The organism is Kaistella montana (genome assembly GCF_024436175.1).
GTDB classification, from domain to species: domain Bacteria; phylum Bacteroidota; class Bacteroidia; order Flavobacteriales; family Weeksellaceae; genus Kaistella; species Kaistella montana.
Window position 1 is genome coordinate 867,251 of record NZ_JANFQP010000001.1, and the last position, 20,940, is coordinate 888,190.

Sequence of the window (20,940 nt, forward strand, 5' to 3'; positions counted from 1 at the left end):
TTTTTTAAATTCTACTCCAATTTATTCTCCGAAATCAAAAAGTTCACCGATGGTTCCTTCTTCTGGGAAATCTTCGTCCTTCACATCTTGGTCAATAAAACTAATGTGTCCCTCGGTAGATTCCACCGAATCGAAACCTTCATTGATTTCTTCTTCCGGTTCCGGAATGGTGATGTTGATGCTTTTCACCTTATTTTTGGTCAATTGATTTCCGATGGCTTTGATGCCTTTCACAGCGATAAATTCGTCGGTTGTAATTGTTTCCGGGTCTTTCACTTTATCTTTTTCTTTCGCAAAAACGAGTTCCAAAGTAGAATTATTGGCCACTACCACATTTTCTATAAAAGACTTCGGATGATCGGAAGGCATAAAATGCTGAACATTCGTCGTATTATCGAGCAAAAATCGTTTGATGAAATAAATTTGTTTTTCGCCATCAAAATAAATACAAATTATCGGCTGTTCCGGTTTCCATTTTTCGAGGATCAAATATTCATCATCAAAGCGGTTCATCAAATCAAATGAAACCAATTTCGCTTCTCCCTGAGAATTGATGGTCAAAATTTTATCATCTCCTTTGAAACTTCCAAGCAAAGTTCCTCTTGCATCAGCATTTAAACGTCTCACGGTATCATCAAACCAGATTTTTCGAGGCGCCAAAGTGGAATGACCCTCTTCTTTTAAATCCACTTTTTTCACTGCATATTTCGTCACCAAATTTCCTTTGGAATCTCGACCTTTAATAGCAAGATCGGAGAAATCGATTTCAATTTTGTTCTTTCTAACTCTTGCGTTGGGTTTCAATAAAACAGTTACCAATTCCGCTTCACCATTTGGATTGGCAGAAAAATAAAGCATTTCCGAACCCTTCTTGTCGGAAGCCAATTTGTAATCCGTATTTCGGGTTACTCCAGTTACAGAAAAGCGTTTCATATAATACGGTCCAGAGCTTCCTTCGCGGTAAATCATGTTGTAAACCGTGCGTTTATCGTTCTTTTTCCAAACGGCAACATGCACAATATTTTTTCCGATAAAGGTTTTGGCTTCTACTTTCACGACTTTCATCGTTCCATCTTTTTGGAAAGTAATGATGTCGTCGATATCCGAACAATCAAACAAATACTGGTCTTTTTTCAATGAAGTTCCAATGAAACCTTCCTCGAAATTAGCATAAAATTTTTCGTTCGCCACCGCAACTTTCGTCGCATCAATGGTATCGAAAACGCGCAATTCGGTTTTTCGCTCTTTACCTTTACCGTATTTTTTTTGAATATTAGTGTAATAATCTATCGCATAAGCAATTAGATTCTCCAAATGGTATTTTACCTGCTCTATTTTTCCTTCAAGAGCGAGGATATTTTCTTTAAATTTATCAAGATCGAAACGGGAAATTCTTTTAATTCTAATCTCCGTCAATCTCAAAATATCTTCTTCGGTTACGGCACGAAGCAAATGTTTGGTATGCGGTTTTAGACCTTTATCAATGGTCGCAATCACTTCTTCCCAAGATTTTACCTCTTCGATGTCGTGGTAAATTCTATTCTCGATGAAAATACGTTCCAATGAAGCAAAATGCCAGTTTTCCAGTAACTCATGAAGTTCAATTTCAAGCTCTTTTTTAAGCAAAGAAACGGTGTGATTGGTATTTCTTCTAAGGATTTCAGAAACCGTCAAAAATTCAGGTTTATCGCCAACAATCACGCATGCATTCGGAGAAATCGGGATTTCACAATCGGTGAAAGCATACAGTGCATCAATGGTTTTATCGGGAGAAACATCGTTGGTAAGGTGAATATTGATTTCTACCGTATCCGAAGTATTATCCTCGATTTTTTTGATCTTTATTTTCCCTTTCTCATTGGCTTTGATAATCGAATCAATGAGGTCGCCGGTATTTTTACCAAACGGAAGTTCAGTGATGCAAAGGATATTTTTATCTTTATGAACAATTCTTGCTCTCGCTCGAATTCTTCCACCTCTTTCGCCGTCGTTGTAATTGGAAACATCGAGCATTCCACCGGTGATGAAATCGGGGAAAAGTTCGAATTTTTTACCTTTTAAATGTGCGATGGAAGCATTAATTAGTTCATTGAAATTATGAGGCATAATTTTCGTGGAAAGTCCAACGCCAATTCCTTCCACGCCGGAAGCAAGTAATAATGGAAATTTTACGGGAAGATCGACCGGTTCATTGTTTCGTCCGTCATAAGATTTAGACCAATGTGTGGTTTTCGGATTGAAAACAACTTCCAAAGCGAAAGGCGTCAATCTTGCCTCGATGTATCTCGCTGCAGCGGCAGAATCTCCGGTGTAGATATTTCCCCAGTTTCCTTGAGTATCGATGAGAAGTTCCTTTTGCCCGATTTGTACCATAGCATCGGTAATTGAAGCGTCACCATGCGGGTGATATTTCATGGTATTCCCTACGATATTGGCCACTTTATTGTAGCGCCCGTCTTCCAACTCGCGCATGGAATGCATAATTCTGCGCTGAACCGGTTTGAAACCATCAAAAATAGAAGGAATCGCCCGATCCAAAATAACGTAGGAGGCGTAATCTAAAAACCAATCTTTATAAAGGCCGGAAACTTTTTTCAGTGATTCTTCGTGGTGATTTTCTTGTTCTTCCATCAATTATTTTCTCTCTCTTTATTGGTTTTAATCACTTTGCTTAATGACATTTTCAAGTCTTTCAATTCATTTTTGGTAAGATAAGAAATGTCGTATTTCAAAATAATAGAATGACTTTTTTTACTCGAAATAGTGATATATAGTTTTTTAAAAATTAAGGCATTTAGGGTTTAAATTTAGCTTTCCATATCCGATAAAACCTCTTTTTTATCAATATCCGGATCTTCTACAACCAGATTTTCAAGGATAAAAGTTTGGCGATCAGGGGTGTTTTTTCCCATGTAAAATTCTAAAATCTGCTCTATCGTTTGATCTTTTCCTAAAACCACCGGCTCTAGGCGAATGTCTTTGCCAATAAAATGCTTGAACTCATCGGGAGAAATTTCTCCCAATCCTTTAAATCGGGTGATTTCAGGATTTTTGCCCAACTCATTCAATGCTTTGATTCTTTCTGGTTCGGAATAGCAATAACGCGTTTCCTTCTTATTTCTCACTCTAAAAAGTGGAGTTTGCAAAATATAAAGATGTCCGTTTTTAATCAAATCCGGGAAAAACTGAAGGAAGAAAGTAATCATCAGCAACCGGATGTGCATCCCGTCAACATCGGCATCAGTAGCGATAATGACGTGGTTGTAACGAAGATCTTCCAGAGAATCTTCAATATTTAAAGCCGCTTGAAGCAAGTTGAATTCCTCGTTTTCGTACACCACTCTTTTGGTTAAACCAAAACAGTTCAATGGTTTTCCTTTCAGCGAAAATACCGCCTGCGTTTCCACATCGCGGGATTTGGTGATGGAACCTGATGCTGAATCACCCTCGGTGATGAATATCATCGTTTCTCCCTTTCTTACTGCTTTTTGGTCGTTGTAATGCTGTCTACAATCGCGGAGTTTTTTATTGTGTAAAGAAACTTTTTTAGCTCTTTCACGTGCGAGTTTCTGTATTCCGGAAAGTTCTTTTCTTTCTCTTTCGGAGATAAGGATTTTTTTCAGAATCGCCTCGGCAGTTTCGGGATGCTGATGAAGATAATTGTCGAGTTTGTTTTTGAGATTATTGGTAACAAAAGTTTTGATAGTCTCGAGCTCATTCTTATCTTTATCTTGTCCCATCGTGGTAGAGCCCAGTTTGGTCTTAGTTTGAGATTCAAAAACCGGGTTTCCTACATTGATATAAATCGCGCCGATAATGGCTTTTCGGATATCCGCTGCCTCGAAGTTTTTATTGTAAAACTCGCGAATGGTTTTCACATAAGCCTCTTTAAAGGCATTCAAATGCGTTCCACCTTGCGAAGTATATTGCCCATTAACAAAGGAAAAATAAGTTTCCGACTGCGATTTATCGGAGTGAGTGATTGCTACTTCCATATCCTCATCCTTGATGTGGATGATCGGATAAACGATTTCGCCCTCTATTTCTTCTTCTAAAAGGTCTTTTAAGCCATTTTGAGATTCATAAACTTCGCCGTTGAAGTAGATTTTTAAACCAAGATTGAGGTAAGTATAATTCCGCAACATTCGAGAAACGTATTCAGTTCGGAATTTATAATTCACAAAAATCGTTTCATCCGGAATAAAAGTAATTTCGGTACCATTTCTTTCGCTGGTTTCTACCTCTTCGTGAAGAGTTTCCAGCCTACCTTCGACAAATTCAGCGCGGCGCATTTTGCCCTCGCGAACAGATTTCACCTGAAAATATTTTGAAAGAAAATTCACTGCCTTGGTTCCGACACCATTTAACCCAATGGATTTTTTGAATGCACCCTCGTCGTATTTTCCACCGGTATTCATAATGGAAACTACTTCCACAATCTTTCCAAGCGGAATTCCACGTCCGAAATCTCGAACCGTCACTTTGCCATCGGAGATTTTCACATCGATTCGCTTTCCGTATTTCATCCGGAATTCATCAATGGAATTATCCACTGCTTCTTTCAACAAAATGTAAATTCCGTCATCGGCGGAAGACCCATCACCGAGTTTCCCAATGTACATCCCCGGACGCAGGCGCACGTGCTCGCGGGGCTCCAGAGTTTTTATGTTGTCCTCGGTATATTGTTCATGTAAAATTTCACTCATAGAATTTGTTTGCCCCACAAAATAATCAAAAAAAAGTGGCAACTCACAAAAATAACGATAAAAGAATTGTAAAGGAAATTTTGTGGATAAAAAATCCGCCACACTTTTCAGCGTGGCGGATTTTGTATTCATCTTTTAGAATCTATAGGCGGTTTATCTCAGTTTTCAGGAATATTTTACTTTTATTCCCTCCTAATTTTTGATTAAGAATTTCCGTAAATATTACTTTCACCACCATCAATAGCAATAATTTGTCCGGAAACATATCCGTTGTCTTCACTTAAAAGGAAAGCTACTACTTTTGCGACTTCAGAAGGTTTACCCAAACGTTTGGTCGGGTTTCTGGATGCATATTGCGCTTCTGCTGCTTTTGGATCTGCTGGATTTACTTCTCGGAAAGCTTCTGCTACCATTGGTGTTAAGATCGCTCCCGGTGCAATGGCGTTGGTGAGAATATTGTCTCGACCGTACTCCAATGCTGTATTTTTAGTAATACCTGCTACAGCGTGTTTGGTGGCTACATATGGAGTTTGATTCATTACACCGCGAATACCACCGACAGATGCAACATTCACAATTTTTCCACCTCCGTTTTTCTGCATCACCGGGATTACATATCGAAGTCCGTAATAAACACCCATCAAGTTGATATCCACCACTTTTTTAAAGACATTGATATCATATTCCACGAGGGATGCTTGTTTTCCTTCGATTCCTGCGTTGTTGTAGAAACCATCGATGGTACCAAATTCTTTCTCAGTAGCTTCCACATAGTTTTTCACAGCATCTTCGTTAGAAACATCTGCTACTACCGTTAAAAATTTAGCCTCCGGATATTTGCCTGCAAGCTCCTCTTTGGCTTTATTTAATTCAGTTTCATTATAATCTACTAAAGTTAAGTTAGCTCCACGAGAAGCCAATTCTTCGGCTGTAGCAAGACCAAGCCCCATCGCTGCACCGGTAATAATTACTGTTTTGTTTTTAAAGTCTGTCATTTTATCTGTTTTTATTGAGATAAAGTTACGGCTTTAATAGAAGACCAATATTACCATAGATCAATTTAACAAAATATTAAAAATTCTTTTCAGAATTTTATGAACTAGCTCTAAAAATGCAAAAAAAAATCCGCCGCGCTGAAAAAGCACGACGGATTGTATTTTATAAAGAAAATCAATTACACATTAAAACGGAAATTCATAATATCACCATCCTGAACGATGTATTCTTTCCCTTCAACACCCATTTTTCCTGCTTCTTTAATTTTGGCTTCGGAACCGTAATGGATGTAATCATCATACTTAATCACTTCCGCACGGATGAATCCTTTCTCGAAATCGGTGTGAATGACACCCGCTGCTTGTGGCGCTGTCCATCCTTTTCCGATGGTCCATGCGCGAACTTCCTTCACTCCTACCGTGAAATATACTTGTAATTGCAAAAGTTCGTAGGCTTTACGGATCAAACGGTTTACACCTGGTTCTTCCAAACCGAGTTCTTCCAGGAACATTTGTCTTTCTTCGAAAGTTTCTAATTCATTGATATCAGCTTCAATTTGTGCTGCTAAAACAACCACTTCCGCGTTTTCTTTAGCTGCCATTTCTTCAATTCTGGCAATCCACTCATTTCCGTTTTTGATGGAGTTTTCATCCACATTACACACATACAAAACCGGTTTTTTAGTCAAAAGATGAACCTCGTCGATGATGGCTTTTTGCGCTTCATCTGCTGGAAACTCACGAACGTTTTTACCATCTTCCACAAATTTTTGCAATGCTAACAGCGTTTCGTAAGTTAAGATATCGTCTTTTTTACCAGATTTAATGAATTTTTTGGCTTTATCCACCGCTTTTCCAAGGGTTTCCAAATCTTTCAACTGCAATTCGATATCGATGATTTCCTTGTCTCTCATTGGATCTACGGAACCTTCTACGTGAATAATATTCCCATTTTCGAAGCATCTTAAAACATGAATAATAGCTTCACATTCGCGTATATTAGCAAGAAATTGATTTCCCAAACCTTCTCCTTTGCTCGCGCCTTTCACCAAACCTGCGATGTCTACAATTTCTACTACCGCCGGCAAAACTCTTTCAGGATTGACCAGTTTCTCCAACTCCACCAATCTCGGATCTGGTACAGAAACTGTTCCCAAGTTAGGTTCGATAGTACAGAAAGGATAATTCGCCGATTGCGCTTTGGCGTTACTTAAACAATTAAAGAGGGTTGATTTACCTACATTGGGCAAACCTACAATTCCACATTTCATATATTATTTTTATAGGTGTGCAAAGATAAGATTTTTATCCTATTTTATTTCATGAAAATAAGAAGGTATTTTTAAACTTTTTTAAAATATTTTATATTGATTTTCAAAAACTTATCTATTACTTTTCAATATCACTAAAAAAATAGTTGTATTAATGGAATTAATTTCTACATTTGTATCACTAAATAAATAGTGATATGAAAATCCCTTCCCTGACGAAAGCTGAAGAACAAGTGATGCAATACCTTTGGGACCTCGAAAAAGCCTTTCTGAAAGACCTTCTCGACCAATTTCCAGAGCCAAAACCACACAGCAACACGGTTTCTACAATTTTAAAGGTTTTAAAAGATAAAAACTTTGTCGATTACCAGGTTTTCGGCAGACAGCACGAATATTTCCCTTTAGTTTCCAAAGAAAATTACAGCGGAAAATCAATGAACAGTTTGGTAAAAAATTACTTTGAAGGATCGTACAAAAACGCCGTTTCTTTTCTTGTAGAGAAAAACGAATTGAGCGTAGAAGATCTGGAAATGCTACTCGATGAACTCAAAAGTAAAGACTAATGGAGGCGCTATTCATCTATTTCGGGAAAGTTTTTTTGGCTTCCGGTGTAATGTTTTTATACTATCAGTTGTTTCTAAAAGACAAGACATTTCATCATTATAACCGCTTCTATTTGCTGGGAGTTTTGGTATTGAGTATGATACTACCCTTTTTTAAAATTAGTTATTTTACAATCGAGGTAAACACAGATATTTATTTATTATATAGTAAGTTACAAAATTTTAACTCTACAAAAACTTTAAACCATGATTTCCCTTATTTTCAACTTATTGCTTTCGTTGTTGGATTGGTTTCTATCTTTTATTTAGGCAAATTATTCTACGGAATATTCAAGATTCAACAACTGAAAAAGGAGTTTAGCAAAGAACATTTCGAAGGCATCAACTTCTATCAAACCAATCTTTCCGAAGCACCTTTTTCATTCTTCAAGAATTTATTTTGGAAAGACACCATCCTCATTCAATCCGATTTGGGACGCCAAATTCTGAAGCACGAAATGGTACACATCGAACAGAAACATTCGCGAGACAAAATCTTTACCGAGATAGTAACCGCTGTGTTTTGGTGGAATCCCGTTTTTCATCTTATCAAAAAAGAAATCAGTTTAATACACGAATATTTGGCAGATAAAAAAGCCATCAAAAATTCGGACACGAAAGCATTTGCGCAGATGCTTTTGGCGAGTCACTTTTCCGGAAAACAGTTACCCGCAACCAGTCCGTTTCTTAATTCTAACCTCAAAAAAAGATTAACAATGCTTAAAAAATCAAAAACAAAATACAGTTATGCGCGGAGAATACTAGCATTGCCACTGCTGTTTGCGCTCGCTTTCATCTATATGATTAATGCGAAAAACAAAGAAATTACCAAAACCAATCGGGAAATAGAGCAAATGGTTGCTGAAATTAAAAAAGACACCATCGTACCGAAAGACGCTGTACAAGGAACCGACGGAACCAAAATTCAAGAGAAAAATCAAGAGTTATTCGGCGATAACGATTCTTTAAATCAATCTTCTCTTCAGAAAATTCAGGATCAAATTGCGGAAAAGCAAAAAATGATCGAACCTTACAAAGAATTAATGCTCAAAAAGAACGAAGAAGGCCTGAAAATCAGCCAAGAAATGCGAGCAAAATCGGAAGAAATGCAAAAACTTTCGAAGAAAAAAGATTTCGAAAGTCCGAGATTTAAAAATCTTGAAAAAGAAATGAAAGTTTTGGACGATAAAATGAGTTCGATTTTCGATACGGATGAATTCAAAAAAAATCAGAAAATGCTCGAACTGAAATTTATAGAATTGGATCAACTTTATGCCCAAATTGACCAATATTATAGTTCCGATGCTTTCAAAGCTAAAATAAAAGCCTCTGAACTGACTGCTGCAGAAGTAGAAAAGAAAGTAAATTCGCCCGAATTCCAAAAGAGAATTAAAGATGCCGAGGAAAAAGCTCAAGAAGCAGAAATATTGGTCAATTCCCCGGAATTTAAAAGAAAATTAAAAGAAGCCGAAAAGCGTGCTAAAGAAGCCGAAAAAAAATTCAATTCTCCTGAATTTAAAAAGAAAATTGCAGAAGCGGAAACCAAAGCAAAACTCGCTACTGAAAAGGCCAATTCCAAAATCATCATTCTCGATAATCAGAATAATAATGGGAATATGTTGACGAATGAAAATGTAAAAATCTACATTGATAAAAAACCTGTTAGCAAAACTGAAATGGAGCAATTTCCGCCCGACAAGATTGAGAAAATCGAAGTTTTCAAGAAAGGAAACGGCGACTCAAAATCCGGAGAAATCTACATCACTACCAAAAAATAATCGATTATAAATGCCAGAATTTTTTTCATAAAACCTATGGCATTTTTTATATCTTCAATTAAAAATTTTCTATGAAAAAATATATCGTCTTCTTCACATTGGCTTTCAACCTATTTATTGCTCAAAACCAACGGTTTAGTTACCAATATCAGTTCGTAAAAGACACTTTAAACAAACAGGAAATCACCAAAGAGCTGATGAATCTTGATATTTTGAAAGATGGTTCCACATTTTACAGTCGCGATGTGTTTGTTTCAGATTCGATTATGAATGCATATTTTGAAAATCAAATCAAGACTACCGGTTCCATGAATGTGGATTCAAAAATAATGTCGCAAAGAAAAGGAAGTGTGAGATACAAAATCTTAAAAGAATATCCTGAATTCAATATTTTCACCGCAACAAATATTGGAATTGATTCTTATAAAGTTGCAGACGACCGAAAATTAGTTTGGTCGATTTTATCCGACAAACAGAAAATCGGAGAATTCAATGCACAAAAAGCAACAACAGAATTCGCAGGAAGACAATGGGTTGCTTGGTTTTCAACGGAATTGCCGTTCCAAGATGGACCTTATAAATTTCACGGTTTGCCTGGATTAATCATTAAGCTTGAAGATCGCACCAAAACACATCAATTTGAACTCGTTGGGACTTCTAAATTTATGCCTAATCCCGAAAAAACTTCCGAATTCATCGGGAAAAGTAAAGAAATTGAAATCAATCAAAAGCAGTACAAAAAGTTATTTTTAGAAGACCGAAATGATCCTTCAAAAGTAATCAGACAAGCACAAGCAAGCGGAGCAATCTTTCAAATGACCGACCAAAACGGAAATAAAATCAGTACTGCCGAGATGATTAAAAACAAAGAACAAAGTGCAAAAACAAAAAACGCGAAAGACAATAATCTTCTCGAGCTCGATTTACTAAAGTAAGCCTTCGTTTTACTGATAATTTTCATATGACTATTGATAGATATTTTCCTTAACTTTAGTTCATTAAAAATTCAAAATTTTAAAGTCATGGAAAATCACAACCTCACCCACGAATTCCCTGAAATGGAAGATAAAATCAATCAACTCAAGCTGGATGATGCCAATTTCAAGAAGATGTATGTGAATTATGAAGAAGTGAACGCGCTCATTCAGCATTACGAAGAAGGCGAACAAAATCACACAACCGACGAACACCTCACGGATTTGCGAAGAAAAAGAGTGTATTTGAAGGATGAATTGTACAGCTTCTTAAAAAGCAATTAATTTTTTCGGGTACTTAGAAGAAATAGCAAACACTTTGTTTATTATTTTCCTTCGAATAAATAATAGAAGTAATCACTATGATATGAAGATTGTCAAGCAATCTAAAAGCGACCAAAAGGGTCGCTTTTTTGTTGTAAAAACCTTTCGTTTCAGGAAGTTCGATAAATTTTCAGGGAGTAAATTCAGCTTCAAACCTAAATCACTTTCCATTTTCTATAATTTTTAGCATTAAATTCTGTTAATTCTACATCACTTTGCAAATTATCCGCTAAAAAAGTTTACTTTTGCACCGTCAAAAAACGATTATGCAAAACATTAGAAATATCGCAATTATTGCGCACGTTGACCACGGAAAGACTACTTTGGTTGACAAAATCATTCACGCCACCAGTGTTTTCCGTGAAAACCAAGAATCAGGAGACCTGATTATGGACAACAACGACCTGGAGAGAGAAAGAGGAATTACCATTTTATCTAAAAATATCTCGGTAACTTACAAAGACACCAAAATTAATGTAATCGATACTCCTGGTCACGCCGATTTCGGTGGTGAGGTAGAAAGAGTTTTGAAAATGGCCGATGGGGTTTTACTTTTAGTAGATGCTTTCGAAGGACCAATGCCACAAACCCGTTTTGTATTGCAGAAAGCTTTGGAATTAGGATTAAGACCAGTAGTAGTTATTAACAAAGTTGATAAACCAAACTGTCGTCCGGATGAAGTTCATGATCAAGTATTCGATCTGTTCTTTAACCTAGATGCTACCGAAGAGCAATTGGATTTCCCTACGTTCTACGGATCATCAAAACAAGGTTGGTTCAACACTTCATTAGAAGAAACCGATAACATTTTCCCTTTATTAGACGGAATTTTAGAACATGTACCAGCTCCTGATGCTAAAGAAGGTCCTCTAAGAATGCAAATTACTTCTTTGGATTTCTCTTCTTTCTTAGGAAGAATTGCGATCGGAAAAATCACCCAAGGCACTGTGAAAGAATCTGAATGGATTGGTTTAGCTCAAGAAGACGGCAACATCATCAAAGGAAAAGTAAAAGAATTATACGTTTTCGAAGGTCTTGGTAAAAAGAAAGTTCAGGAAGTAAAAGCTGGAGATATCTGCGCAATCGTAGGTTTCGACAAATTCCAAATCGGGGATTCTTTCGTAGATTTAGAAAACCCAGATCCATTGCCAAGAACAGCAATCGATGAACCTACTTTGAACATGACATTCTCCATCAACAACTCCCCTTTCTTCGGGAAAGATGGTAAATATGTAACTTCAAATCACTTGAAAGAAAGATTAACCAAAGAATTAGAGAAAAACCTTGCATTGAGAGTAGAACCTACTGATGATGCTAATACTTTCCTAGTTTTCGGTCGTGGAATCCTTCACCTTTCTGTGTTAATTGAAACTATGAGAAGAGAAGGTTATGAAATGACCATCGGACAGCCACAAGTTATCCTAAGAGAAATCGACGGCGTGAAATGTGAGCCGTATGAATCAATGGTTGTTGATGTACCGGAAGAATATGCTTCTAGAGTAATCGATTTGGCGACTCAAAGAAAAGGTGACCTCCACATCATGGAAACCAAAGGCGAAATGCAACACATGGAATTCGAAATTCCTTCCAGAGGATTAATCGGATTGCGTTCTCAAATGCTTACCGCTACTGCAGGTGAAGCGATTATGGCACACCGTTTCGTAGATTACAAACCTTTCAAAGGAGTAATTCCGGGAAGATTGGTTGGTGTTTTGGTAAGTAAAAGCCAAGGTCCAGCTACCGAATATTCGATCGCTAAATTACAAGACAGAGGTAAATTCTTTGTTGATCCGGGCGAGGAAATCTATGAAGGAATGATCATCGGGGAACAAAACAAACCTGGAGATTTGGTTGTAAACATCGTGGAAGCAAAACAGCTGAACAACATGCGTGCATCCGGAAAAGATAAAGACGGCAGCATCGCTCCGAAAATCCAGTTCTCACTAGAAGAATGTATGGAATACATCCAAGCTGACGAAGCTATTGAGATTACACCAAACTTCATCAGAATGCGTAAGAAAGTTCTTTCTGAAAACGACAGAAAACGTATCGAAAGAGGAGCAAAAGGATAAATTCTTTTTAAATAAATAGCAGTGAAGCCCCAATTTTTTGGGGCTTTTTTTGTATTGATCCCCAATGAAACGATTACTAAGGTATAGGGTTTTTATAGGTTATCTATAGGCTATCCGTATATTAAATGCATTATTAATCCATTATAACTCCATTGTAAATTCAATAGTTTATTGGACTTATATTGGACCTATAATGGGCTTATATTGGAGTTATAGCGAAAGAGAGTCGCAGGAAACTAGGAGAATATGGGAAACGGACTGAGAAGAAAAAATAAGGAATATCACCAGTAATTAATTGGTAAGAATTGATAAGAATGTGCGTGTTTAGATAATTTTCAAAGAAAGGATGAAAATAGGACGGGGTAGTCGTTTTAAAAATATCTATAGAGAATCCAGCGGACTTTTTATCCTGGACTTTGAAAGATCTGTTACATGAGTATAAATTTGGGTGGTTTTAATAGAATTATGCCCAAGGAGCTCCTGAATAAAGCGGATATCGGTACCTGTTTCGAGCAAATGGGTAGCAAAACTATGACGCAAACCGTGGATTCCAATTTTCTTTTTTATACCTGCCTTTTCCATGGCTTTTTTAAAAACGGCTTGTGCAGATCTGATGGAATACATTCCCCCATCTTGCCCCTCGAAAAGGTAAACCTTTGGGCGGTAGTTCAGGTAATAATCCCGAAGTTCAGGCAGCAGACTTTCCGGAAGTACAGCAATGCGGTCTTTCTTACCTTTGCCCTGCTCTATCCGCACCAGCATCTCAGTACTGTCGATATCGGATAGTTTTAGTGCCACCACTTCACTCACGCGAAGCCCTATGCCATAACACACTTTCAGGATCAGTGCATGTTTGGGGTTTTCTGTGGCGGCGATTATTTTCTTGATTTCAGCTTTGTTCAACATTTTGGGCAGTAAGAGCTTTTTCTTTGGCCGGGGAATGTCGAAAAACATTTTTTGGCGGTGCAGCACTTGTTCAAAATAAAACTTCACGGCATTCATTCGGCTGTGGATTTCACTTTCCGACAGTTTTAGTTTTTCGTGACAATAAAGGAAATAAGACCGCAACCGTTCAGGGGTAAGCTCCTGTACAGGATTTCTTTTCAGGACATAGAGCAGTTGGGCAAACTCTGTGCTGTATGTGCGCAAGGTACTTGGACTATAACCTTTTAATTTCAGATGTTCTTGATAACGTTTGAACTCCGGCAGGTTGATGAGATGAATTTTAGCCAGAACCGCTTTTCCTGTAATTTCTTCCTGAAGACCAAAAAGCGCACGGTGGCGTTTGGTATCTGCCACATACCACTTTTTTTGGGAAGCTGACCAGCGGGCTTTGGTATGTGCTCGTAGGTGAGCAATAAGCTCCTTATCATTCTCGAAGCTTACCCAAATCACTTTAGATTCATGGTGTGTACCCGGCGAATAGGTGTATCTTTTATCAGAAAAATCAATCAAAATACTTCGTTTTTTGTATAGGTTAAAATATCTTAAAAACAGCAACATAAAAGCCATTTTGCAATAAAACAATCTATAATGCGCAATGCAAAATTAGACATAATATGCTATAAAACAATACTTTGCTTAATTTATTTAATTTGTTTGTAAAATTCTTTGGTACTTTAGGAAAGTTGCGTATATTTGAGTGTTATGCGAAAGCAATTCAGACTCCGCAAAAATGAAAACAATAGAAAAGATTTTACTGATTGTAATTTTAGAAATAATTATATTTTGGATTTTGGTTCGTTATTATTATCTGCCAAAATTATATTCAAATCCTGATTTGATTACGGCACAGAATCTTATTATTATTACAGTAATAATCAATGTGATTATCTTCGGAATTCTTTATTTCACAAAGAAAACAAAATTTACGAATGCTTTCTTGGCGAATATCATTTTAGCACCGATTATTCTTCTCCTTGTTCTTGGCAAAGCGCACAAAACCTTTAGGCAGGAAAATTTTTCAGGTGGAAGTTTTCAATATAAGGGGTCAAAATTTTCAGTTTTTGTTGATAAGAAAAAAAATAACTTTACCATTTTTAAAACTGACATAAATACCAATGAAACTAATATTATTGCAGGTGACATAGAACTGCAAAATGATAAAATTCTTCTAAAAAGTAGAAATGACGAATACCTAATTGAAAATGATACAATAAAAGGAATTGAAGGTAAAAATTTCAAACTAAAATAACATTTGCCTTCGCATAACACGGTATTTCTATTAGCGGGGTTGAAGTTTACATCATGAAGATTTTCGCTAATTTTTCTTTCTGTTATATTTACAAAAACCAATTATAATAATCCCCGCCAACAGAAATACCCAACCGTTGTACGCAATTCACCAAATCACGTGAATAAAAGACAATTAAAGTACTGATTAATGTTTATCACTTTAAAAATTAATCAACTAATAAAATATAAATGGTTAAAAATGAGTAATATTTTTAGCGTTTTTAAGAAAATAAACTTTTACGAAATATTACGATTGACAATCATAACTTTTGATTTTTTAATTCTTCAGTTTACAGATGTTGAAAAATTAGAGATATCACTACTGATATTTCTAGTTCTCTTAAATTTTAGTTTGATTCTAATTATTGTTTGGAAGTTACGATTAACAAAAAAAACAGGATATGGATATTCAGCACAATCAATTTTTTATGGTAGCATTGCAAGTGGTATCTGTTCAATTATGATATTTGGTAATTACCTCTTAAATTGATTTAAATAAAAACTGCGTACAACAGTGTATTTCTATTAGCGGGGTTGAAGTTTACATCATAAAGATATTCGCTAGTTGTTCTTTTAGCTATATTTACAAAAACCAGTTATTATAATCCCCGCCAACAGAAATACCTAACCGTTATACGACATAGTAAACCAATCACCGTTTGAAAAATATCATTCTTTTTTTTACCATATTTTTTCTGTTTGGTTGTGGAAATTCCACACCGAAAGAAATATTTTTAATTCCTAAAAACATAGATAATTTTGTGGTTATTTATAATGCAAATAAAAATATTGACTACAAAACCGACGTAGTTTATCGAATTCCTGGAAATGGAATTTTACAAGTTGAGTTTCAAAGAAACAAAGGTATATTAAATCACAAATTCTACCTGGTTGATCGAGAACGAAAAGAAAAAATAGAATTAAGGGATTTTGCGTTAGATGAATACAGAAATAATATTGATGTAAATAAGCAATATCAACTTGATGGTTTGGACGGTTCATTCATTAGCAAAAAATTTGCAAATGTGATTGGTGATAAAATAACAATGTCAACTAATAATCCAAACGCTAAAAAATGGTTCGGAATTATAATTGGAAAACCAAATGCGAATCAGAATGAATTACGTCGAAAACTATTCGCAAAAGTTGACAGTTTAATGCATGAATAACTACGTCGTATAACAAGATATTTCTACAAGCGGGTATGAAGTTTTCATCGAAGATTTTAGCGATTAATAAAGTTTTTAGCAAGTAGAAAGATTTCGTATTTCTAGCCCGCCTGCAGAAATACCCAACCGTTATCTGTAATTGTATAAAGCACTATCTAGAATTTATGAAAGCGTTATTGACACCAAAAATTATTTATATATCTATTCTGTTAATGTTATTCATTTCATTTTTAAACAGAGAAGGTAAATTTATTAACCAAAACTTGTATTATGCAATCGCAATTATTGTAATAATTTGGGCTTTGATTGTATCTTATTTGGAAATATCTAAAATCATTAAAAGAAAAAATTAACTGTTTTTTCTATAAAAAATATGAAATCGATTAAAAAACAACTACAGATAATAACTAAGCTTTCGTCTTATCCGCAGGACAGAAGATGAAAGCCCGTTGAACGGAAGCTCCGGTGGCTTTTCAGCAGTATGATGGTCCTCTTATGGGGATGTCGTTTTTAGAATTTAGAGGTACAAAGCAGTTTTTTCGGAAGGACTGCTTTTTTTTTGGCGTTGGGTAGCCTTTGGAAGTGGTTTCTGCGGGGTTTTACTGGCGGTAGAGCAAAGCTTCCCTTACCCGCAAGGTTATTCCGCAGACAAAGGTTGGGTGACGAAAAGAAAGTCCTGCGGCGGACCGCGCTGCCCGAAAACCTCAATGGTAACAAGGTTCCCTTTCCCGCAGCACCGGCATTTATTGAGCAGCGTTTTGGTTGTTACCTCCGGGATCTTGATCTTTAAATCGGATTGCAGGGTCTGAAGTTTCCCACGTTTCCAGCTGCTGCTCAAAATCCCGTAATGGCGGATCCGCACAAACCTTTTTGGCAGAATATGCAGGGAAAACCTTCGCGTAAACTCTTCGTTGCTGAGGGTCATCAGCAAAAACCGCAGTCCGTATACGGTATGTTTAAAGTACGACTGAGAAGGGGTTTTTGATCGCTTTTGAAGTTCAAAAAGGTAATCTTTGAGGTCTTCCGGGTCTAATTCGGTAGGGACTTTACCGAAATGAAGCACTAAGGCTGCAACGTGACGGGAATAATTGTCGAAGGTACGCTTGCTTCTGCCCAGGATGGAAATATTTCTTTCGAAGCGTTGCAGAAGTTCGGCAAAACCGTTAACTTCGCTCGAGGCACGGTTCAGGAATTTGTTCGTCCTTAAATCCTCCGGAGATTTTTTTTTGTAGCTATTTCATGAGTTTTTAAAAGGTTAATAAAAACAAAGCTACTAAAACGGCGAATGGGAAAAGCTACCGGAGGTTTAGTTCAACATGGGTTTTGCAAGATGCGGGGTTGAAGTTTACATCATAAAGATTTTCGCTAATTATAGATTTTGTTATATTTACAAAGACTTGTTATAAAAGCCCCGCCAACAGAAATACCCGCCGTTGCAGGCAATTTTAAAGATACGCACACCAATCAAATTTATTAATATGAAAAGAGCAGCAATTTTCTTAACATTTTTCTTTTTCGCAATTTCGTTAATTTCCTGTGAACGTGAAGATGGAAAATGGGATGATAATATAAAATTATCTCAAAAAAATGTAACTGTGAATTCTAATGCAAATACGATTGAAATAACAACTCAGTCGACATATTGGTGGTTAAATGAAATTTCATTTAATGGAAATAACGCAGATTTAAGTAGCATTGACAAGTTTTCAAAAAATTTCATTTATACAACATCTGATTATAAAGTCGAGAGAAAAGAGGATGGAAAAAAAATAATCATAATTATGAACGAAAACTCTAGTAATCTTAATAGATCTTTAATTGTAGGACTACAAAACGGAGATTATTTTGACGGAATAAAAGTTATTCAATCGAAATAAAAAACTGCCTACAATAACTAAGCTTTAGCTTCGCTCTGTTCACTTCGTTCGGGTCGTCTTGTCCGCAGGACACAAGATGAAAGCCCGTTGAACGGAAGCTCCGGTGGCTATTCTTGAGCTTCAGTGGATTATCGACGGAAAATTTTAAAGTTATTCAAGAGACTTATAGAAAAGTCTCTTTTTTTGTGCGTGGTTTTCAGCCATTTTCAATAAACTTTACAAAGTAACTGATTTATGGGAATGCTAAAGCTACCGGAGGTTTAGTTCAACAGAGGTTTTGCAATAGTGGGGCGAAACTGAAAAGTTCAACGGTTGTTCTTCGGTTCAACTTAAGTGCAAAATTGAAGATCTGCGCTTCGATTGCCCCACCATCTCAAAGCCCCGAGCCGTTAGGAGAAATCGCAAAAACAAAAGCACGTGTAAAAAACACAAAAATTTTACGTATTAAAAATTAATTTGTATATTTGTATTCAAAAGGAAGATTATGAATACAAAACTAACTTTAACAATTGAGCAATCAATTATCGAAAAAGCTAAAAAATACGCTCGAAAAAAAGAACGTAGTCTTTCTGATTTAATCGAAAGTTATCTTAAAGCTTTGACAACTGAAGAAAACATCACAAAAGTAGAAGATGAGTTATCTCCTACTTTGAAGTCATTAAAAGGTTCATTCAAAATGTCCAAAAATTTTGACTATAAAAAGGAATTATCTGACCGATTAACTGAAAAATATTTGTAATGAACCAGGTTTTAATTGACACAGATGTAATTCTTGATTTTTTATTTGATAGAAAACCTTTTTCAGATGATGCTTCAAAAATTTTTTGTTTATGTGAAAGCAAACAGATTCAAGGATTTGTCACATCAATCATGTTGAGCAATATTTATTATTTATTGAGAAAAACGGCTAAACATGAAAAAGTAATTGAAAGCTTGAAAATGTTAATGAATATTCTTGACATTGTTACCACTGATAAAACTTGCGTTTTGGATGCATTAAATTCTGAATTCAAAGATTTCGAAGATGCTTTACAAAATTTTTCTGCTGAAAATGACAAAGAAATCAAAATAATTATTACGAGAAATATTAAAGATTATAAATCGAGTAATTTGTCTGTAATGGAACCTGAAATTTATTTAAAAACTTTCAAATAGCGACTTCTGCTAATAACTTTGCTTTCGTCTTGTCCGCAGGACAGAAGATGAAAGCCCGTTGAACGGAAGCTCCGGTAGCTTTTCAGCGGTGTTTTGGTTCTGTTATGGGGATATCGTTTTTAGAATTTAGAGATACAAAGCAGTTTTTTCGGAAGGACTGCTTTTATTGTGGCACTTGGTAGCGTCTGGAAAGGGTTTTCTTTGTGTCAGAACACAAATTCTCTTACCCGCTGTGTATTCTCCTGATTCATATCTTTACAGCGGGCGAACGTTGGGAAGAGATACACAAACAGATATTTTATACATTAATTCAAGAGAGTCAAAGCAATGTCAAAGGAATGTCAAAGGAATGTCAAAGGAAAGTATAAGTAATGTCCAGGTCATCGTACAAAAACACTTTTCTTAAGGTCTAGTTTTCCCCTAGTCAAAGCCTAGGCAAAGCCCAGTCCTAGCCCACCATAAAGGCACTAACCTCCTATCGGCAAAAACCTCCCTTTTCGGCAAAAATGGTCGTTTTCGGCAAAAACGGTCATTTCCGGCAAAAACAGTTTTTAGGTGGAGTGAAATTCAAAAAGGGATATCGTTTTTATATGTTAAAATATAGGATTATTTGAGGTGAAAATGGTAATGATAATTGATAATGTGCAAGTGAAAATTAGGGATAATGCTATATAAATAGTGGCTTGTTGGTTTTTTGGATTTATTTGGGGATTTGGGGAAGATAAGGATGTTGATGCGATGGAGCGAAATCCACTCCACTACGTTCGTCCTGGTAAGTATGAGGATGATATTCTTTTATTCTATAATCATTTATTAACAAATCATCAGCTAATTCGTTAATTTTCAGTTAACACTTCGCACCCCATGTTACATATTTTTTTTAAATTTGCAAGCTATGAAAGCAGTTGGAAAATTAGTAATTATCGGTGGTGCCGTGAACAAAGGCAGTTTCTCAGAAACCGATTACGACCAAAATGTAGAGAAAAATCTCAATTTCTTTGAACGTGGAATCCTTAGAAAAATCATCGAAAAGTCGCGTCTGAAGGAAAATTCAATCATCGAAATCATCACTACCGCCTCACAAATCCCTCAGATTGTAGGCCCAGAATACAAAAAAGCTTTTGAATTTTTAGGTTCAAAAAACGTCAATATTTTAGATATTCAAAACCGCGAGCAAGCCAATAGTGACGCTATTGTAGCCAGAGCCAATGCTGCGGACGTTGTTTTATTTACCGGTGGCGATCAACTGAGGTTGACTTCTATCTTAGGAGGAACCCGATTTCACGAAGCCATTCTTTTAAAATATCAGGAGCAAGATTTCATTTACGCAGGAACTTCCGCCGGTGCGGCCGCTGCTTCTGAAAATATGATTTACCAAGGTTCCAGCTCCGAAGCTTTGCTAAAAGGAGAAATAAAAACCACCCAAGGTTTAGGTTTCATCGAAAATGTAATAGTAGATACTCATTTCGTACAGCGCGGAAGAATCGGAAGATTGTTTCAAGCGGTGGTAAACAATCCACGTACTTTAGGAATTGGCCTGGGTGAAGATACCGGACTATACATTCATGGCGATACGATGACGGCAATTGGTTCCGGATTGGTAATTTTGGTCGATGGTAGGTTCATCAAAGACACCAACCTTACCAATATCAATCTTGGTCAACCAATTTCTATTGATAATTTAATCGTACACGTGATGTCACAGAACGATACTTTTGATCTGAAATCTAAAGACCTTACAATTATTAATTCCCAGTACCACCCTATTTCACAAGCTTAAAC

16 protein-coding genes and 2 pseudogenes are annotated in these 20,940 nt (G+C 36.2%); 11 read left to right on the plus strand and 7 right to left on the minus strand.

Annotated features, from left to right (window positions below; all coding sequences use genetic code 11):
- Positions 1 to 21 precede the first annotated feature (21 nt).
- From NOV28_RS04025 to ychF, 4 genes are all read right to left on the minus strand, one after another.
- Positions 22 to 2,631, minus strand: coding sequence for a DNA gyrase/topoisomerase IV subunit A (locus NOV28_RS04025; RefSeq protein WP_255927816.1), 2,610 nt, complete (start codon positions 2,629 to 2,631; stop codon positions 22 to 24).
- 176 nt (positions 2,632 to 2,807) lie between these two features.
- On the minus strand, positions 2,808 to 4,706 hold the full coding sequence (locus NOV28_RS04030) for a DNA topoisomerase IV subunit B (RefSeq protein ID WP_255927817.1): 1,899 nt from the start codon (positions 4,704 to 4,706) through the stop codon (positions 2,808 to 2,810).
- A gap of 203 nt (positions 4,707 to 4,909) precedes the next feature.
- Entirely contained in the window at positions 4,910 to 5,701 is a 792-nt protein-coding gene (locus NOV28_RS04035) for a glucose 1-dehydrogenase (protein WP_255927818.1), read from the minus strand.
- A gap of 179 nt (positions 5,702 to 5,880) precedes the next feature.
- Positions 5,881 to 6,972, minus strand: coding sequence for a redox-regulated ATPase YchF (gene ychF / locus NOV28_RS04040; protein WP_255927820.1), 1,092 nt, complete (start codon positions 6,970 to 6,972; stop codon positions 5,881 to 5,883).
- A 197-nt stretch (positions 6,973 to 7,169) separates the two neighbouring features.
- Here ychF and NOV28_RS04045 point away from each other — a divergent pair, with 197 nt between their 5' ends.
- From NOV28_RS04045 to typA, 5 genes are all read left to right on the plus strand, one after another.
- Entirely contained in the window at positions 7,170 to 7,535 is a 366-nt protein-coding gene (locus NOV28_RS04045) for a BlaI/MecI/CopY family transcriptional regulator (protein WP_255927822.1), read from the plus strand.
- Positions 7,535 to 9,352 (plus strand): M56 family metallopeptidase, encoded by a 1,818-nt coding sequence (locus NOV28_RS04050; protein ID WP_255927824.1) that lies wholly within the window; start codon positions 7,535 to 7,537, stop codon positions 9,350 to 9,352. The genes NOV28_RS04045 and NOV28_RS04050 overlap by 1 nt, the downstream gene beginning before the upstream one ends.
- Before the next feature lie 71 nt (positions 9,353 to 9,423).
- Positions 9,424 to 10,287, plus strand: a complete 864-nt coding sequence (locus tag NOV28_RS04055; protein WP_255927826.1) for a GLPGLI family protein — start codon at positions 9,424 to 9,426, stop codon at positions 10,285 to 10,287.
- An 87-nt stretch (positions 10,288 to 10,374) separates the two neighbouring features.
- Positions 10,375 to 10,611 carry an HP1242/YdcH family protein gene (locus tag NOV28_RS04060; protein WP_255927828.1) on the plus strand — a complete coding sequence of 79 codons (237 nt, stop codon included), beginning with the start codon at positions 10,375 to 10,377 and terminating at the stop codon, positions 10,609 to 10,611.
- Positions 10,612 to 10,916: 305 nt separating this feature from the next.
- Positions 10,917 to 12,722: a translational GTPase TypA gene (gene typA, locus NOV28_RS04065; protein WP_255927830.1), complete on the plus strand. Its 1,806-nt coding sequence runs from the start codon at positions 10,917 to 10,919 to the stop codon at positions 12,720 to 12,722.
- Between the two features lie 381 nt (positions 12,723 to 13,103).
- Here the strand turns inward: typA and xerA are convergent, their stop codons facing one another.
- Positions 13,104 to 14,174, minus strand: a complete 1,071-nt coding sequence (gene xerA / locus NOV28_RS04070; protein ID WP_380265234.1) for a site-specific tyrosine recombinase/integron integrase — start codon at positions 14,172 to 14,174, stop codon at positions 13,104 to 13,106.
- Between the two features lie 223 nt (positions 14,175 to 14,397).
- Here xerA and NOV28_RS04075 point away from each other — a divergent pair, with 223 nt between their 5' ends.
- Positions 14,398 to 14,916 carry a hypothetical protein gene (locus tag NOV28_RS04075; RefSeq protein ID WP_255927834.1) on the plus strand — a complete coding sequence of 173 codons (519 nt, stop codon included), beginning with the start codon at positions 14,398 to 14,400 and terminating at the stop codon, positions 14,914 to 14,916.
- Positions 14,917 to 15,616: 700 nt separating this feature from the next.
- Positions 15,617 to 16,126 (plus strand): DUF6843 domain-containing protein, encoded by a 510-nt coding sequence (locus NOV28_RS04080; RefSeq protein ID WP_255927836.1) that lies wholly within the window; start codon positions 15,617 to 15,619, stop codon positions 16,124 to 16,126.
- Positions 16,127 to 16,763: 637 nt separating this feature from the next.
- Here the strand turns inward: NOV28_RS04080 and NOV28_RS11230 are convergent.
- Positions 16,764 to 17,051, minus strand: a pseudogene (locus NOV28_RS11230) (transposase); the annotation flags it as partial.
- A gap of 12 nt (positions 17,052 to 17,063) precedes the next feature.
- Positions 17,064 to 17,315, minus strand: a pseudogene (locus tag NOV28_RS11235) (phage integrase N-terminal SAM-like domain-containing protein); the annotation flags it as partial.
- Between the two features lie 289 nt (positions 17,316 to 17,604).
- On the opposite strand from NOV28_RS11235, the gene NOV28_RS04090 reads away from it, so the two are divergent.
- The 4 genes from NOV28_RS04090 to NOV28_RS04105 all read left to right on the plus strand — a co-directional run bounded on the left by NOV28_RS04090 (position 17,605) and on the right by NOV28_RS04105 (position 20,938).
- On the plus strand, positions 17,605 to 18,003 hold the full coding sequence (locus NOV28_RS04090) for a hypothetical protein (RefSeq protein ID WP_255927838.1): 399 nt from the start codon (positions 17,605 to 17,607) through the stop codon (positions 18,001 to 18,003).
- A 484-nt stretch (positions 18,004 to 18,487) separates the two neighbouring features.
- Entirely contained in the window at positions 18,488 to 18,742 is a 255-nt protein-coding gene (locus NOV28_RS04095; RefSeq protein WP_255927840.1) for a DUF6364 family protein, read from the plus strand.
- Entirely contained in the window at positions 18,742 to 19,158 is a 417-nt protein-coding gene (locus NOV28_RS04100; RefSeq protein WP_255927842.1) for a PIN domain-containing protein, read from the plus strand. Before NOV28_RS04095 ends, NOV28_RS04100 begins: the two co-directional genes overlap by 1 nt.
- Before the next feature lie 895 nt (positions 19,159 to 20,053).
- Entirely contained in the window at positions 20,054 to 20,938 is an 885-nt protein-coding gene (locus NOV28_RS04105; RefSeq protein ID WP_255927844.1) for a cyanophycinase, read from the plus strand.
- Positions 20,939 to 20,940: the final 2 nt, after the last annotated feature.

Coding starts and splice junctions, on each gene's coding strand:
- NOV28_RS04090 (WP_255927838.1), top strand. CDS start 17,605: ATGAAAAGAGCAGCAATTTTCTTAACATTTTTCTTTTTCGCAATTTCG.
- ychF (WP_255927820.1), bottom strand. CDS start 6,972: ATGAAATGTGGAATTGTAGGTTTGCCCAATGTAGGTAAATCAACCCTC.
- NOV28_RS04105 (WP_255927844.1), top strand. CDS start 20,054: ATGAAAGCAGTTGGAAAATTAGTAATTATCGGTGGTGCCGTGAACAAA.
- NOV28_RS04100 (WP_255927842.1), top strand. CDS start 18,742: ATGAACCAGGTTTTAATTGACACAGATGTAATTCTTGATTTTTTATTT.
- NOV28_RS04095 (WP_255927840.1), top strand. CDS start 18,488: ATGAATACAAAACTAACTTTAACAATTGAGCAATCAATTATCGAAAAA.
- NOV28_RS04075 (WP_255927834.1), top strand. CDS start 14,398: ATGAAAACAATAGAAAAGATTTTACTGATTGTAATTTTAGAAATAATT.
- NOV28_RS04035 (WP_255927818.1), bottom strand. CDS start 5,701: ATGACAGACTTTAAAAACAAAACAGTAATTATTACCGGTGCAGCGATG.
- NOV28_RS04025 (WP_255927816.1), bottom strand. CDS start 2,631: ATGGAAGAACAAGAAAATCACCACGAAGAATCACTGAAAAAAGTTTCC.
- NOV28_RS04045 (WP_255927822.1), top strand. CDS start 7,170: ATGAAAATCCCTTCCCTGACGAAAGCTGAAGAACAAGTGATGCAATAC.
- typA (WP_255927830.1), top strand. CDS start 10,917: ATGCAAAACATTAGAAATATCGCAATTATTGCGCACGTTGACCACGGA.
- NOV28_RS04060 (WP_255927828.1), top strand. CDS start 10,375: ATGGAAAATCACAACCTCACCCACGAATTCCCTGAAATGGAAGATAAA.
- NOV28_RS04055 (WP_255927826.1), top strand. CDS start 9,424: ATGAAAAAATATATCGTCTTCTTCACATTGGCTTTCAACCTATTTATT.
- NOV28_RS04050 (WP_255927824.1), top strand. CDS start 7,535: ATGGAGGCGCTATTCATCTATTTCGGGAAAGTTTTTTTGGCTTCCGGT.
- NOV28_RS04030 (WP_255927817.1), bottom strand. CDS start 4,706: ATGAGTGAAATTTTACATGAACAATATACCGAGGACAACATAAAAACT.